Raw genomic sequence first — 15173 nt, forward strand, 5'->3', positions numbered from 1 at the left:
ACTCTCGGATTCGTTCGCGGCGCCGCCAGCCTAAACCGGGCCGGCGTGAAGAGCCGCGATTGTACGGATTTGCCTACGGAATCTGATCAATGGCCCTGCAATTCACCCTGAACCAAGACGCGCCGGCAAGCGCCAGCGCCGATTGCATCGTGGTCGGCGTGTTCGCCGACAAGACCCTTTCGCCGGCAGCCCAGGCACTGGATACCGCCAGCCAGGGCCGTCTGGCCGCACTGGTGGCGCGCGGCGACGTGGCCGGCAAGCCCGGCAGCACCGCTCTGCTGCACGACCTGCCGGGCGTCACTGCCCCGCGCGTGCTGGTGGTCGGACTGGGCGATGCCGGCAAGTTCGGCGTGGCGCAGTACCTGAAGGCGGTCGGCGATGCCGCCCGGGCGCTGAAGACCGGGCCGATCGGCACCGCCCTGCTGACCCTGACCGAATTGCCGGTCAAGGCCCGTGACACGGCCTGGAACATCCGCCAGGCGGTCATCGTCAGCGATCATGCGGCCTACCGCTATACCGCCACCCTGGGCAAGAAGAAGAACGACGAGGCGGGCCTGACCCATCTGATCCTCGCCGGCGACGACGCTCGCGCCCTGGCACTGGGCGTGGCCACCGCCGAGGGCGTGCAGTTCGCCCGGGAGCTCGGCAACCTGCCGCCGAACTACTGCACACCGGCCTACCTGGCCGAGACCGCTGCGGCCTTTGCCGGCAGCATTCCGGGAGCCGAGGCGGAGATCCTCGACGAGACGCAGATGGAAGCGCTGGGCATGGGCTCGCTGCTGTCGGTGGCGCGCGGCTCGGCCAACCGCCCGCGGCTGATCGTGCTGAAGTGGAACGGTGGCGGCGACGCGCGCCCGTACGTGCTGGTCGGCAAGGGCATCACTTTCGATACCGGCGGCGTCAACCTCAAGACGCAGGGCGGCATCGAGGAAATGAAATACGACATGTGCGGTGGCGCCAACGTCATCGGCACCTTCGTGGCCGCGGTCAAGGCCGAGCTGCCGCTCAACCTGGTGGTGGTGGTGCCGGCGGTCGAGAACGCCATCGACGGCAACGCCTACCGCCCGTCCGACGTGATCACCAGCATGTCCGGCAAGACCATCGAAGTCGGCAATACCGATGCGGAAGGCCGCCTGATCCTGTGCGACGCGCTGACCTACGCCGAACGCTTCAACCCCGAGGCGCTGGTGGACGTGGCCACGCTGACCGGCGCCTGCATGGTGGCCCTGGGCCATCAGACCGCCGGCCTGATGAGCAAGCACGACGACCTGGCCAATGAGCTGCTCAGCGCTGGCGAGCATGTATTCGACCGCGCCTGGCGGCTGCCGCTGTGGGACGAATACCAGGGGCTGCTGGATTCCACCTTCGCCGACGTCTACAACATCGGCGGCCGCTGGGGCGGCGCCATTACTGCCGGCTGTTTCCTGTCGCGCTTCACCGAGAACCAGCGCTGGGCGCACCTGGACATCGCCGGTGTGGCCAGCGATGAGGGCAAGCGCGGCATGGCCACCGGTCGCCCGGTCGGCTTGCTGACCCAGTGGCTGCTGGACCGCGCCGCCTGATGTCGCCACGGGCCGCGCTGGGGCTGATTGCCGGCTTCGCCGTCATCGACGGCGCAACCAGCGTGGTGCCGGGCTGGAATGGCAGCGGCTTGGATCTGTTGCGACTGGCCGTGATGATGGTGTTGCTGTTCGTTTGGCTCGGGGCCGATAGCCGACAGCTCGGCTATCGGCGTCCTGCCTGGATGAATATCGGCATTGTCGCGCTGGCCATCGTGTTCCTGCCGCTGTACCTGTACCGTTCGCGCCCACCCGGGCGCCGCCTGCGCGCTTTCGGCGGGCTCGCGCTTGCCGTGCTCGGCTATACCGCCCTGGCCATCGCTGCCAGCCTGATCGCCGACCTCGTGCTCTCCCCCCGCCTTGTGACCGCCTGATGCCCCGTGCCGACTTCTACCTGATCGCCAAGCCGCGCTTTCTCGCCGAACCGTTGCGGCTGGTCTGCGAACTGGCGCGCAAGGCCCACGACAACAATCTATGGACGCTGGTGCTGGCGCGCGATGCCACGCAGGCCGAGGCGCTGGACGACTTGCTGTGGTCCTTCGATCCGGATGCCTACATCCCGCACCAGATCGCCGGCACTGACGAGGAGGACGAGCTGACGCCGGTGCTGATCGCCACGCCGGAGTTCGCCGCTCCGTCGCGCCCGCTGGTGATCAATCTGCGCGACGATCCCTACCTGGGTGCCTGCGAGCGGGTACTGGAAGTGGTACCCGCCGACCCCGCCGCGCGCGAGCCGCTGCGCGAACGCTGGAAACAGTATAAGGCCCTGGGCCTGGAGCTGACCAAATACGACATGTGAGGGAGCCGTTGTGGCGCGTCGGGATCGGAATGCGTTGCAGCGGCGCCGTGCGTTTGTGCAAACGCCTTCCTCGCTCCGTTACGAACGGCCACTTTCTGCACCACCGCACCTTCGCTGCCATTGAGGCGTGGAGTGCCAGCGATCTCCACCGACCCCACGACGCGACACCTCCCGAATAACGAACGACGAATCCCTACACCGCTATGACGACCCTCGCATCGAGTTACGAACCGTCCTCCTTCGAATCGCGGCTGTACGCCCAGTGGGAAGCCGCCGGCCACTTCGCGCCATCGGGCAAGGGCGAGCCGTACACCGTGCTGCTGCCACCGCCCAACGTGACCGGCACCCTGCACATGGGGCACGCGTTCCAGCAGACCTTGATGGACGCACTGATCCGCTATCACCGCATGCGCGGTTACGACACCTTGTGGCAAGTGGGCACCGATCATGCCGGTATCGCCACCGAGATGGTGGTGTCGCGCAACCTGGCGCTGGAAGGCAAGGGCGAGACCCGCGACTCGCTGGGGCGCGAGGGCTTCGTGGCCAAGGTGTGGGAGTGGAAGCAGCAGTCCGGCGACACCATCGAACGACAGATGCGCCGGCTCGGCACCTCGGCCGACTGGTCGCGCAGCAGCTTCACCATGGATCCGCAGCCGTCGGCGGCGGTGACCGAAGCGTTCGTGCGCTGGTACGAGCAGGGGCTGATCTACCGCGGCCAGCGCCTGGTCAACTGGGATCCGGTCCTGAAGACCGCCATTTCCGACCTGGAAGTGGAGAACGTCGAGGAAGACGGCTTCCTGTGGTCGATCCGTTATCCGCTGGCCGATGGCGTCAGCTACGCGCACGTCGAACACGATGCCGATGGCAACGAGACGCTGCGCGAAACCCGCGACTACCTGGTGGTGGCGACCACGCGCCCAGAGACGCTACTGGGCGACACCGCGGTCATGGTGCATCCGGAAGATGCGCGCTACCTGTCTCTGCATGCCGCGCGCATCGTGTTGCCGCTGACCGGCCGCCAGGTGCCGGTGATCACCGACGACTATGTCGACCGTGCCTTCGGCACCGGCGTGGTCAAGGTCACGCCGGCACATGATTTCAACGATTACCAGGTGGGTCTGCGGCACTCACTGCCGATGATCAATCTGTTCACTCCGACCGCCACGCTCAACGAAAACGCGCCCGCCAGCTACCGCGGCCTGGACCGCTACGATGCCCGCAAGCAAGTGCTGGCCGAGCTGGAAGCGCTGGGGCTGCTCGTCGAAACCAAGCCGCACAAGCTGCAGGTTCCGCGCGGCGATCGTACCGGCCAGGTGATCGAGCCCTATCTCACCGACCAGTGGTTCGTGAAGATGGACGCGCTGGCGCAGCGTGGGCTGGAACTGGTCGAGAGCGGCCAGATCCAGTTCGTGCCACCGAACTGGATCAACACCTATCGCCACTGGATGCAGAACATCCAGGATTGGTGCATCAGTCGCCAGTTGTGGTGGGGCCACCGCATCCCGGCCTGGTTCGATGACGCCGGCCGTTGCTACGTGGGGCGCGACGAGGCCGAGGCGCGCGCGCGCGCTGGGCTCGGCGCGGACGTGGCGCTGCACCAGGACAGCGACGTGCTGGAAACCTGGTTTTCCTCGCAGCTGTGGCCGTTCTCCACGCTCGGCTGGCCGGATGCGCAGGCGATGGCCGCACGCGGTTTCGACCGCTACCTGCCGTCGTCGGTGCTGGTCACCGGCTTCGACATCATTTTCTTTTGGGTGGCGCGCATGATCATGGCCACCGACAGCTTTACCGGCAAGGTGCCGTTCCGCGACGTCTACATCACGGGCCTGATCCGCGACGCGCAAGGCCAGAAGATGTCCAAGTCCAAGGGCAACGTGCTCGATCCGCTGGACATCATCGACGGCATCACCCTGGAAGATTTGCTGGCCAAGCGCACCACCGGCCTGATGAAGCCCAAGGACGCCGAGCGGATCGCCAAGGCCACCCGCAAGGAGTTCCCGGACGGCATCGCCGCGCACGGCGCCGATGCGCTGCGCTTCACCATCGCCGCGCTGGCCAACCACGGCCGCGACATCAAGTTCGATCTGGGCCGCGCCGAGGGCTACAAGAACTTCTGCAACAAGCTGTGGAATGCCACCCGCTTCGTACTGATGAATCTGGATGGGCCGGACCCGGGACCCGGGACCCGGGACCCGAAACGGTGGTCACCCGCAACGGATGCCGAGAAATGGATCCTGTTGCGGTTGCAGGCAGCCACCGCCGAGGCGCAGGCGCATTTCGCCGCCTATCGCTTCGACCTGCTCGCGCAGGTGCTGTACGAATTCGCCTGGAATGCCTACTGCGATTGGTTCCTGGAACTGGCCAAGCCGGCGCTGACCGGCGCGGACGTCACAGCCGCCGCCAGCACCCGTCACACCCTGCTGTATGTGTTGGAAACGCTGCTGCGCCTGTTGCACCCGCTGACGCCCTTCGTCACCGAGGAGCTCTGGCAGCAGGTGGCCCCGAAACTGGGCATCGAGGCATCGACCATCTCGCTGCAACCCTACCCGCAGGCCAGCGACCTGGATACCAGCGCTTATGCCGGCGCCGAAACCGATGTCGAGTGGCTGAAGTCGATGGTGTCGGCGCTGCGGCGCGTCCGCAGCGAATTGAACGTGCCGCCATCCAAGCAGGTGCGGCTGCTGCTGCAGGCCGGAACGGCCGACGATCGTCGCCGCATCGCCGGCTTCGCCTCGCAGCTGTCCTTCCTGCTCAAGCTGGAGGCGATCGACTGGCTGGTCGCCGGGCAGGACGCGCCGCCATCGGCGACGGCCATCGTGGGCGAACTGACCCTGCTGGTGCCGCTGGAGGGATTGGTCGACCTCAGTGCCGAGCGCGTCCGCCTGGACAAGGAGATCAAGCGCGTCGAGGGCGAGATCGGCAAATGCAACGGCAAGCTCGGCAACGCGACCTTCGTGCAGAACGCACCAGCGGCGGTGGTCGATCAGGAGCGTGCACGTCTGGCCGACTGGACCACCCAACTGGCCGGTCTGCGCGAGCAACGCGGCAAACTCTAGGCCCACGATGCCCCCCCATTCCGCCGCCGGTCTGCGTCGCTGCCGGCATGCTGGGCGCGTGGGGGGCGACAATGGCGTGGCCCGAATGGAGCCTCGTGCTACCCGGCCAACACGCGTGTGCGGCTGGCCTCATGATTGTTGGCGCGCTGATCAACGTCGTGCCGAAATGGCGATTCCGTCGCACCGGTACCACGGTCGATCCGCGTCGACCGCAACGGTGCAGTACGCTGGTGCAAACCGGACTGCATCAGTATTCGCGCAACCCGATGTACATCGGCCACGCCTTGCTGTTGGCGGGCTGAGCCGCCTGGCTCGGACATCCGGCTGGCGGCGTGGCACTGGTCGCGTATCTGCTGTACATCGACCGGGTGCAGATCCGGCTGGAGGAAGCGGCACTGCAAGAGCGCTTTGGTGCAGCCTACCAAGCTTACTGCCAACGGGTAAGGCGCTGGCTATAAGGGTCGATGGCTACCGGCATCGGCAGCCATCGACCGTCCGCGTCAGCGGGTGTGCGCCGACCTGCTGCTTCAGAGCTTGCCGGCCCCGGCATGGGCCATGACATCGGCGGCAACCTTATCGACCGACAACAGGGTGTAGGTATACGGAGGCGTCCAGCCGATATTGCTGTTCTCGGTACACGTCAGCGCCTTGCCATTGAGCAGCGAGCCCTGATCCCGGTAGACCGTTCCGCCCAGATCGCTGTCCACGATCTGGTCGCAACTGCTCGCCCCGCTGATCTGGAACACATTGCGCTCGGAGAAGATCTTCGACTCTACCCCCATGCCATGCGCATACAGGAACGGATACACCTTATCGGTCGTACTGCCGACATGGTAGTTGTTGTACACGTGCACCTGGCCGAAGCGCACCCGCGGCGCACGCTCGGAGATGTTCTGGAACAAGGTGTTGTGGATCGTCACCTTGAGCTTGCCGCTATCCACGCTGCTCGAGCTGTCGCTGGAACCGATCAAATTGTTCTTGTCGTGCGACTTGAAGGCCGAGTACGAGATGGTGATGTAATCGGCCCCCTTCTTGATGTCCAGGGCACCATCGTGATGCTGTTTGGGACGACCATTGGCGGTCCCGTTCTGGTCGTCGGTGCGGCGGCCATCGGTAAAGGTCACATGGTCCACCCACACGTTGGTGCCGCCATCGATGGTCAGACCGTCGTACTCGGAATTCCAGTTACCGCTCGGGCCATCGTTCGGATCCCACACCGGCTCCGGGTCCCAAGGGTTCTCGATGGTCAGGTTGCGCACGATGACGTCGCTAGCCTTGAGATAGAAATATCCCTCGCGAATCTCGGCGTTGCTGCCGATGCCGATCAGGGTGGTCTTGGCGGGGATATCCAGGCGCCCACGGACCTTCATGTCGGCCGTGGTCGTGTAGGGCGTGCCGTCGCTGATATCGATGATGCCGTTGATCTTGATGATGCGGCCGTTGCTGCCAGCAGTCGCTTTCAACGCACTTTTCAGCTGTGAGGCATTGCTGACCGTGTAGATGTCGGCGGCTGCAGCCTTCGAGCCTCCCTTGGTTCCGCCGTTCTGCGTCGCCCAGCCCGTGGTAGCCACCTCCAGCGAGGCATCGGCCCAAGCGGCACCGGCGACCAGCAACGACCCGACAAACAGCGACGCGGCGGTCGCCGTTGAGATTTTCAGCTTCATTCTTACGTGCTCCCAGAGTAGAGATGCAGTGCGCCGCGTCGCGGCGCCTCCCTCCGACAGGGATGGGTAAATTTTGATGTCTGTGATTTTCCCCAGTCGGCGGGCGGATACTACGAGCGTGATTTCGCCTTGTATCTAGCCAAACTAAGGATGTGCTCGCTTAGTCACGCAACTGCAACCAGGACACAAAATAGGGGACAAAACGCCCTGTCACGGACAGCCAGAGACAACGCAAAGACACTGCGTTGCAGCAACTGCGGCAGAGCTGCGAATCAGCGGGCAACGTGGTCGTTTCTGCACGAAAACGCGCTGCCGGGAGCTGACAAATTCTCCTCACCACACGCCAGGCGCAGGACGTCTGTGCGCACGCCGATCATCGGCATGGCGGGCGTCTCGCGCTGCGCGGCAACGCCAGCACCGACCGAGCGTCGCTCCCTGCACTGCGGAAGCATCACATAGAGACCAGGATCCCCTACTGCAGTACCGGGGTGCATCAGGCACGTCTGGCATTGCCGCGTACCGCTGGATTCAATCCGCTACCGCCGATTGCGTCACGGGGCGCAGCGCCATCCTGCATGGACGAGGGGCTGTAGCGAACGTAAATGCTAGAGCGCTCTCCACCGCACGAAACGCGTCGTCATATCCGGGGGCGGGCGCACGCTGTAGGGCCAAGACCCGGCGCGGCGCTATCGTCGGCAGGCTTGCCACCACGGCGTGCCAAGCGAGCGCTGACGATCTGCGAGCTGCATGACGCCCGCGCGCGACGGGCGTCATGCATGCAATGCAGCGCTGCAGCGATCACAGCGCTGGAAGCGTAGTTCAAAGCTTGCCTGCACCGGCCTTGGCTTTGACGTCCGCGGCGACCTTGTCGGCGGATAGCAGGTTGTAGGTGTACGGCGGCGTCCAGCCGATGTTGCTGTTCCACGAGCAGTTCAACGCCTTGCCATTGAGCAGCGAGCCCTGATCGCGGTAGACGCTACCGCCGTAATCGGCGGCGATCTTGTCGCAGCTGCTCACCCCGCTGATCTCGAACACATTGCGCTCGGAGAAGATCTTCGATTCCTTGCCCACGCCGTGCGCGTACGAGAACGGATACACCTTATTGCTGGTGCTGCCGACATGGTAGTTGTTGTATAGATGCACCTGGCCGAAGCGCACCCGTGGCGCACGCGAGGAAACGTCCTGGAACATCGTGTTGTGGATGGTCACCTTGAGCTTGCCGCTGTCGGTGCTGGAGGCGCTGTCGCTGGAGCCGATCAGGTTGTTCTTCTCGTGCAACTTGAACACCGAATACGAGATGGTCACATAGTTGGCGCCCTTCTTGATGTCCATCGCGCCATCGTGATGCTGCTTGGGCCGGCCGTTGGCGGTGCCGTTCTGGTCGTCGGTGCGGCGGCCGTCGGTGAAGGTGACATGGTCCACCCACACATTGCTGGCGCCTTCCACGGTCAACCCGTCGTACTCCGCATTCCAGTTGCCGGCACTGCCGTCATCCGGATCCCACACCGGCTCCGGATCCCAGGGATTTTCGATGGTGAGGTTGCGGATGATGACGTCGTTGGCCTTGACGTACATGTAGCCCTCGCGGATTTCGGCATTGCTGGTAATGCCGATCAAGGTCGTCTTGGTCGGGATATCCAGGCGCGCGCGCGTCTTCATGTCCGAGGTCGTGGTGTACGGCTTGCCTTCGCTGATGTCGATGACGCCGCTGATCTTGATGATGCGCCCGTTGCTGCCTACGCTGGCCTTCAACGCACTCTTCAATTCTGCCGCAGTCTTGACCGTGTAGATATTGGCGGCGGCCGCTTTCGATCCCCCTTTGGTGCCGCCGTTCTGTGTTGCCCAACCGGTGGTTGCCACGTCCAGCGCAACATCGGCGCTGGCAACGCCGGTCAGCAGCAACGACCCGACAAACAGCGACGCGGCGGCCGCCGTTGAAAATTTCGGCTTCATCTGGATCTCTCCCTGGAATGGTTCGATGCACCGCGCGGCGGCGCACCCCTCGTCTATCCACTACGGAACATATTTTTCATCGATGTAATGTTTCAGTTCCGCGGGGGGAGATACTAAGAGCAGCGCAATCGCTTGTATCCAGGCAATCCATCGATATGCACGCGCAGTCACGCAAACGGTTGCGGGACATGCAGGAGTAGACAAAGCACGCGCGCCGAGACACATGGAGACAGCGCCAAGGACACTGCAGCGCAGCATGCGGGTGATTCACCGTCCAGCGCGACGGGCATCCGGCACGATGTCTGGCCGCGAGCACGCGGCTCACTCCTCTGTATCGGTCGCGCTGCACAGATGTGCGCGTGTGGTGTGGTCAGTGTCGCTCGGCACCCATCGAGCCGCATATCACGCTGCAGCCGCGTGTGACCGATGGTGCAGCGCAATGCGGACCTGCGCCGCGGGCGGCGCGATGTGCTGGACTTGGTGCAGCGCATCGACACGTGCTGCAGCGACGTGCGTGCTCGCACAAGAACACGTGCAGTTGACCGACGTGTCATCGACACAGGCGCGCCCCTGCAGCAGGACGCGCCGATACGCACGTGCTGCAGAACCGCGCGCGGGTTCTACGCAGTTTATCGGCCTGCCCCATCAACCCATCGCGACAGCGGCGCCCGGCCCAGCATGGCAACCCGTGCGCAGATGATCGCCCATCCGTCGCGGCACGGTCGCCGCACAGCTCAGGAGAACCCTTCGAAGAACAGCTCGATCGCCATCACCAGCGCATCTTCGCGCCCGTGCTCGGCCGGGTAATAACGCGGTCGGCGGCCGATCTCGTTGAAGCCTTCGGAGTGGTAGAGCGCGATCGCCGCCGGATTGGATGGCCGCACTTCCAGGAAGGCACGGCGCGCGCCACGATCCTGCGCGCCCTTGATCAAGGCCCGCAGCAACGTGCGTCCATGGCCGCGCGACTGCGCCTCCGGTGCGATGCAGACGTTGAGGACGTGCGCCTCATCGAGCGCGATGCTGAGGATGCCGTAACCAATGATCTGCCCACCCTGCTCCATCACCCAGCCTGGATATCCGGCCTGCAGGCAGTCGCGGAAGATGTTGCGCGTCCACGGGAACGGGTAGGCGCGGCGCTCGATGTCCATCACCGTGTCCAGATCGACCTCGCGCATCGTGCGCAAGGTGACCGGTGCTGGGACGTCCACCGCGCTCATGCTGTCCTCGACTGGCGGCGCAAGGCCCGCAACTGCGGCCATAACGCACGCTTGGCGGCAGGGTCGCGGCGCAGTTCGTCCAGTGGCCAGGACGCCATCAGCGCCTGGGTGCGCGGATCGCTCGGATCGCAGCCGCAGGCGCGCAGCAAGGCGATCTGCAGCCGATCCGGCATCACGCGACCGCGTCGCGGCGGGCTTGGGGCCGCTGCGGCGACCGGCGCGCGGGCCGGCTCGGCCATTGCGGGCGGCGCGCTGCGAGGCAACGGCGGCGAGCTGGGCGACGCCGGCCGTAGCGGCGCGCTGGCTGGCGACGCCCCCGCCTCGTTGGCCGCGGCCACCGGTGCCGGCAACGCCTCCACTGCGGCGCGGTCCAGATAGACCGTATGCCCCATCGCCTGCAGGCAGGCAACCTGCAGATCGGACCAACCTGGCCCGGCGGCCAACTCGTTCATGGCGCGTCGGGCACGCGGCGACCGCGCCGCCACACCCACATCGCCGGGCCGGACAAGGCGTACAGCACGCCGATCACCAGCAACGAGCGCGCCGGATCGATCACCAGCAAGGCGACCACCACGGTGGCGATCGCCAACGCCAGGAACGGCACGCGATCGGCACGCGGCCCACGCTCGCCGCCCTTGAAGCTCCAGAAGCGGATCCGGCTGACCATCAACAGCGCCGCCACCACCGTCACCGCCAGCGCCACGTAGCGCAATTGCTCACCGTCCAGGCCCAGGCTGTCGTCGGCAAACGCCCAGACGAACGACATCATCAACCCCGCCGCGGCAGGGCTTGCCAAGCCGATGAACCAACGTTTGTCGACCACGCCGACCTGGGTATTGAAGCGCGCCAACCGCAAGGCAGCGCAGGCGGCATACAAAAAGGCCGCCGACCAGCCGACCCGGCCCATCACGCTGCCGTCGAACTTCAGCGCCGACAGCGACCAGTGGTACATCACCAGCGCCGGCGCCATGCCGAAGCTGACCAGGTCAGCCAGCGAGTCGTACTGCACACCGAATTCGCTGCTGGTGTTGGTCAAGCGGGCGACCCGGCCGTCCAGCCCGTCCATCACGGCCGCCACGAACACTGCCATGCTGGCCTGGACGAACTGGCCATTGGCTGCAGCAATGATGGCGTAGAAGCCGGAAAACAGCCCGGCGGTGGTGAACAGGTTCGGCAACAGATAAATCGTGCGCGAGCGCGGTGGCGGTCTCATATCGTCCATCCCGCAAGTGTAGGGCCTGAGGTCCATCGGGCGGTAGCCGAGCCCCGCCGCGCCGGCGCTTGCCAGCCGGGCCGGCGGGATGCTGCAATCGCCTTCGGGAATCATCAGGGGACGCCTCATGCATCTGCCATCCGGGCTCTGTGCCCTGTTGCTGCTGGCCAGCACCACCGCCGGCGCCACCGATCTGTACAAGTGGAAGGATGCCAAGGGCGTGACCCACTACACCGAGACGCCGCCGCCCTCCGGGCAGCGCTTCGAGTCGCGGCGGATCGACGCGCGCAACGGGACCGCCGTGGTCGCGGCCCCCGAGGCGCCGCCGGAGTCGCCCGAATGCAGCAATGCCCGCCACAATCTGGAGCTGCTCAGTGGGCAGGGCGAGGTCACCCTGGCGGCCGGCGCCGACGGCAAGCAGGGCGCGCCGCTGGACGCGGACGCGCGCGCGGCCCAGCGCAACCTGGCCGAGGCGGCCGTCAAGGCCTACTGCAAGCCGGCACCGGCCGGCAACGCGTCGGGCACCGGCAGCGGCAGCTGAGCCCCGCCGGCCCAGGTTCGCCCCGGCGCCGATGACCGCCGGGGCGGGAGACTGGCAAACTACGGACTTTCCGCCTGCAGCGAAGTCCGATGCGTCTTTCCCAGTTCCACCTGCACACCACCAAGGAAACCCCCGCCGATGCCGAGCTGGTCAGCCACCGGCTGATGCTGCGCGCGGGCATGATCCGCAAGCTCGCCTCCGGCCTGTACACCTGGTCGCCACTGGGCCTGCGGGTGCTGCGCAAGGTCGAGGGCATCGTGCGCGAGGAAATGAATCGCGCCGGCGCGGTGGAAGTGCTGTTCCCGACCATTCAGCCGCGCGAGCTGTGGGACGCGACCGGTCGCTGGGAGAAATTCGGCGGCCAATTGCTGAAGATCAAGGACCGCAAGGAGCAGGAGTTCTGCTATAGCCCGACCGCCGAGGAAGCCGCGGCCGAGTTCGCGCGGCAGGAGATCAACAGCTACAAGCAGCTGCCGCTGAACTTTTACCAGATCCAGACCAAGTTCCGCGATGAGATCCGCCCACGCTTCGGCGTGATGCGCGCGCGCGAGTTCCTGATGAAGGACGCCTACTCGTTCCATCTGAGCGACGCCGACCTGGCACGCGAATACGAGAACATGAAGGCGGCCTACACCCGCATCTTCACCCGTCTGGGCCTGGAGTTCCGCGCGGTGCAAGCCGACTCCGGCGCCATCGGCGGCGATGCCTCGCAGGAATTCCACGTGCTGGCCGAGTCCGGCGAGGACTCGTTGGCGTTCTCCACCGGCTCGGACTACGCCGCCAACGTGGAAGCGGCCAGTGCCGCAGAGCCAGCGCCGCGGCCGCAGCCCGGTGCCTCGCTGCAACGGGTCGATACCCCGACCCAGAAGACCTGCGAAGACGTTGCCGCCCTGCTCGGCCTCCCGCTCCAGCGCACGGTCAAGTCGGTGGCGGTGATGACGGCAGCCGGCTTCGTGCTGGTGCTGGTGCGCGGCGACCACTCGGTCAACGAGATCAAGCTGGGCAAGGTCGCCGGACTGGCCGACTACCGCCTGGCCAACGACACCGAGATCCGCGAGCACCTGGGCTGCGAGCCGGGCTTTCTGGGCCCGGTCCAGCCAGCACGCCCGATCCGGGTCGTGGCCGACCGCGACGTCGCGGCACTGGCCGACTTCGTGGTCGGCGCCAATAGCGCCGGCTTCCACCTCACTGGCGTCAACTGGGGCCGCGACCTGCCTGAGCCGGACACCGTGGCCGACGTGCGCAGCGTGGTCGACGGCGACCGCGCTGCCGACGGCGGCGAGTTGCGGCTGGCGCGCGGCATCGAAGTGGGCCACGTCTTCCAACTCGGCAGCAAGTATGCCGAGGCGCTGCAGGCCACGGTGCTGGACGAGAACGGCAAGGCGGCGGTGATGAAGATGGGCTGCTATGGCATCGGTATCTCGCGCATCGTCGCTGCGGCGATCGAACAGAATCACGACGACGCCGGTATCGTCTGGCCGTTGCCGATGGCGCCATGGCAGGTCGTGGTCTGCATGATCAACCCCAAGCAGGACCCGCAGGTCACGGCGGCGGCCGAGGCCTTGATGGCCGAACTTGCCCAGGCCGGCCTGGATGTCGCCCTGGACGATCGCGGCCTGCGCCCGGGCGCCATGTTCGCCGACATCGAACTGCTGGGCATTCCGCATCGGGTCGTGGTTTCCGAACGTGGTTTGGCGGCTGGCACATTTGAATATCGGGCACGTACCGCCACCGAAGCGGAAAATCTCGATAGGGCCGGCTTATTCGCCAAACTGGTGCCGTAAAAGGGTTACTTAGTCACACTGCGATCACATGAAACAAATACGCCGATTTATTCGGCGTATTTGTATTATGGGTTTTCCCACATTATGATGGCCGCCGATGCCAGGGACAGGCGACATTCCTCATCCCAAATCCTTCGGAGTAATGATGTCCATCGATCTCACTGGTCTGTCGGCCAAGCAGCTGAGCGCGCTGATCAAAAATGCCAAGAAGCAACAAACCGTGGTTGCCAAGCGCGCTCCGATCACCAAGGTCCGCTCCCAACTGACCCGCGCAGCAAAGGCCGCAGGTTATTCCATCGAAGAATTGTTCGGCACCGCCGGTACCCTGCGCGCTCCCAAGGCGGCGGCTGGCAAGCGTGGACCGCGCGCAGGCCGCAAGCTCGGCAAGGTGCCACCGAAGTATCGCAACCCGGCCAATGCCCAGGAAACCTGGACCGGCCGCGGCAAGCAGCCGCGTTGGCTGGCTGAATATACTGCCGCCGGCAAGTCGGTGGAAGAATTCCTGATCAAGAAGGACGGCGCGAAAAAGGCCTCGGCCAGTAAGCGCGCCACTTCCAGCAAGACCGCCAGCAAGCGGGCCCCGCGCAAGGGCAAGGCGACGAAGGCCGCAAAAGCCGCTTGAGTCGCGATCCATCGAAAAACGCCGGCACCGCCGGCGTTTTTTATTTGACCCTAAAGGTTCTTGCGGGCAGGAATCAACAGATTCCCGAACAACAGCCCTGCCATCAGCGCCATGACGATATTGGTGACCGCCAATAATGCCGCCTGACCGACGCTGACATCCTGTTGCTGGACCAGGCTCAAGAAACCGCGCAGGCTGGTACTGCCTGGTACCAGCATGATGATGCCCGGCAGGCGAATCAACGCACCCGGCTTTTGTACCACTCGTCCGAACAGATTCCCCGCCGCGGTCAGACTCATGGCCGAGGCGAAGACCCCGGCCGGCCCACCCCAGGCATGGCCGGCATACCGGGCGATGATATAGCCGGCGATCGCGGCGGCCATGATCCATAAATAGTCGCGCCGATTGGCCTTGAACAGGACGGCGAAGGCATAGGCGGCCGTCAGCAGCGAGGCCCATTCGACCCAACCGGCTTGCGGACGGACTGCGGCAACCTGTGGATTCAACCCCACCAGCTGGGTCAGCGTGACCGCAATCACCGCGCCGACGGTGAGCTTGAGCACGGTGGTCACCGCACCCGCCAGCCGGGCGGTGCCCGAAACCCAGTGCTGGCTGGCCAGCTCGTTGAACGCATTGGTCAAGGACATGCCCGGCAGCAAGACCACCAGCGAGGCGATGATCACCGTATTGAGATTGAGCGGTCCGCACAGCGCGGCCACCACGGTGGCCACCACCCCGGCGAGCAGCCCCGCCAGCGCCTCGCCC

14 protein-coding genes are annotated in these 15173 nt (G+C 65.4%); 8 read left to right on the forward strand and 6 right to left on the reverse strand.

What is annotated here, in order from left to right; translation table 11 throughout:
* The first annotated feature begins 89 nt into the window (after positions 1-89).
* From CKY51_RS15505 to CKY51_RS22495, 5 genes are all read left to right on the forward strand, one after another.
* On the forward strand, positions 90-1562 hold the full coding sequence (locus CKY51_RS15505; protein ID WP_022974352.1) for a leucyl aminopeptidase: 1473 nt from the start codon (positions 90-92) through the stop codon (positions 1560-1562).
* Entirely contained in the window at positions 1562-1933 is a 372-nt protein-coding gene (locus CKY51_RS15510) for a hypothetical protein (protein WP_031340867.1), read from the forward strand. Before CKY51_RS15505 ends, CKY51_RS15510 begins: the two co-directional genes overlap by 1 nt.
* Positions 1933-2358, forward strand: coding sequence for a DNA polymerase III subunit chi (locus CKY51_RS15515; protein ID WP_022974350.1), 426 nt, complete (start codon positions 1933-1935; stop codon positions 2356-2358). The genes CKY51_RS15510 and CKY51_RS15515 overlap by 1 nt, the downstream gene beginning before the upstream one ends.
* Positions 2359-2561: 203 nt before the next feature.
* Entirely contained in the window at positions 2562-5414 is a 2853-nt protein-coding gene (locus CKY51_RS15520) for a valine--tRNA ligase (RefSeq protein ID WP_152249474.1), read from the forward strand.
* 131 nt (positions 5415-5545) lie between these two features.
* Positions 5546-5716, forward strand: a complete 171-nt coding sequence (locus tag CKY51_RS22495; RefSeq protein ID WP_238319586.1) for a methyltransferase family protein — start codon at positions 5546-5548, stop codon at positions 5714-5716.
* Positions 5717-5941: 225 nt separating this feature from the next.
* Here CKY51_RS22495 and CKY51_RS15530 read toward each other — a convergent pair whose 3' ends face one another.
* The 5 genes from CKY51_RS15530 to pssA form a co-directional block, all read right to left on the reverse strand.
* Entirely contained in the window at positions 5942-7078 is a 1137-nt protein-coding gene (locus CKY51_RS15530; RefSeq protein ID WP_152249475.1) for a pectate lyase family protein, read from the reverse strand.
* Positions 7079-7897: 819 nt separating this feature from the next.
* Entirely contained in the window at positions 7898-9031 is a 1134-nt protein-coding gene (locus CKY51_RS15535) for a pectate lyase family protein (protein WP_152249476.1), read from the reverse strand.
* Between the two features lie 734 nt (positions 9032-9765).
* On the reverse strand, positions 9766-10248 hold the full coding sequence (rimI, locus tag CKY51_RS15540; protein WP_022974346.1) for a ribosomal protein S18-alanine N-acetyltransferase: 483 nt from the start codon (positions 10246-10248) through the stop codon (positions 9766-9768).
* Positions 10245-10700: an alanine acetyltransferase gene (locus CKY51_RS15545; RefSeq protein WP_152249477.1), complete on the reverse strand. Its 456-nt coding sequence runs from the start codon at positions 10698-10700 to the stop codon at positions 10245-10247. Before CKY51_RS15545 ends, rimI begins: the two co-directional genes overlap by 4 nt.
* Positions 10697-11470 (reverse strand): CDP-diacylglycerol--serine O-phosphatidyltransferase, encoded by a 774-nt coding sequence (pssA, locus tag CKY51_RS15550; protein ID WP_022971023.1) that lies wholly within the window; start codon positions 11468-11470, stop codon positions 10697-10699. Before pssA ends, CKY51_RS15545 begins: the two co-directional genes overlap by 4 nt.
* A 118-nt stretch (positions 11471-11588) precedes the next feature.
* Here pssA and CKY51_RS15555 point away from each other — a divergent pair, with 118 nt between their 5' ends.
* From CKY51_RS15555 to CKY51_RS15565, 3 genes are all read left to right on the forward strand, one after another.
* Positions 11589-12002 (forward strand): DUF4124 domain-containing protein, encoded by a 414-nt coding sequence (locus CKY51_RS15555; RefSeq protein WP_152249478.1) that lies wholly within the window; start codon positions 11589-11591, stop codon positions 12000-12002.
* An 89-nt stretch (positions 12003-12091) separates the two neighbouring features.
* Positions 12092-13786 carry a proline--tRNA ligase gene (locus CKY51_RS15560; protein ID WP_152249479.1) on the forward strand — a complete coding sequence of 565 codons (1695 nt, stop codon included), beginning with the start codon at positions 12092-12094 and terminating at the stop codon, positions 13784-13786.
* Positions 13787-13931: 145 nt separating this feature from the next.
* Positions 13932-14408 carry an H-NS histone family protein gene (locus tag CKY51_RS15565; RefSeq protein WP_031338622.1) on the forward strand — a complete coding sequence of 159 codons (477 nt, stop codon included), beginning with the start codon at positions 13932-13934 and terminating at the stop codon, positions 14406-14408.
* A gap of 50 nt (positions 14409-14458) precedes the next feature.
* On the opposite strand, the gene CKY51_RS15570 is transcribed toward CKY51_RS15565, so the two are convergent.
* Positions 14459-15173 (reverse strand): threonine/serine exporter family protein (locus CKY51_RS15570; protein ID WP_170292340.1); only part of this gene is annotated, 715 nt, incomplete at its 5' end.

This window comes from Xanthomonas maliensis (genome assembly GCF_009192945.1).
Classification (GTDB): Bacteria; Pseudomonadota; Gammaproteobacteria; order Xanthomonadales; family Xanthomonadaceae; genus Xanthomonas; species Xanthomonas maliensis.

Excerpts from the sequence above, each read along its gene's own strand:
- rimI (WP_022974346.1), bottom strand. The coding sequence starts at position 10,248 with ATGAGCGCGGTGGACGTCCCAGCACCGGTCACCTTGCGCACGATGCGC.
- CKY51_RS15560 (WP_152249479.1), top strand. The coding sequence starts at position 12,092 with ATGCGTCTTTCCCAGTTCCACCTGCACACCACCAAGGAAACCCCCGCC.
- CKY51_RS15555 (WP_152249478.1), top strand. The coding sequence starts at position 11,589 with ATGCATCTGCCATCCGGGCTCTGTGCCCTGTTGCTGCTGGCCAGCACC.
- CKY51_RS22495 (WP_238319586.1), top strand. The coding sequence starts at position 5,546 with ATGATTGTTGGCGCGCTGATCAACGTCGTGCCGAAATGGCGATTCCGT.
- CKY51_RS15535 (WP_152249476.1), bottom strand. The coding sequence starts at position 9,031 with ATGAAGCCGAAATTTTCAACGGCGGCCGCCGCGTCGCTGTTTGTCGGG.
- CKY51_RS15545 (WP_152249477.1), bottom strand. The coding sequence starts at position 10,700 with ATGAACGAGTTGGCCGCCGGGCCAGGTTGGTCCGATCTGCAGGTTGCC.
- CKY51_RS15520 (WP_152249474.1), top strand. The coding sequence starts at position 2,562 with ATGACGACCCTCGCATCGAGTTACGAACCGTCCTCCTTCGAATCGCGG.
- CKY51_RS15510 (WP_031340867.1), top strand. The coding sequence starts at position 1,562 with ATGTCGCCACGGGCCGCGCTGGGGCTGATTGCCGGCTTCGCCGTCATC.
- CKY51_RS15530 (WP_152249475.1), bottom strand. The coding sequence starts at position 7,078 with ATGAAGCTGAAAATCTCAACGGCGACCGCCGCGTCGCTGTTTGTCGGG.
- CKY51_RS15565 (WP_031338622.1), top strand. The coding sequence starts at position 13,932 with ATGTCCATCGATCTCACTGGTCTGTCGGCCAAGCAGCTGAGCGCGCTG.
- CKY51_RS15505 (WP_022974352.1), top strand. The coding sequence starts at position 90 with ATGGCCCTGCAATTCACCCTGAACCAAGACGCGCCGGCAAGCGCCAGC.
- pssA (WP_022971023.1), bottom strand. The coding sequence starts at position 11,470 with ATGGACGATATGAGACCGCCACCGCGCTCGCGCACGATTTATCTGTTG.
- CKY51_RS15515 (WP_022974350.1), top strand. The coding sequence starts at position 1,933 with ATGCCCCGTGCCGACTTCTACCTGATCGCCAAGCCGCGCTTTCTCGCC.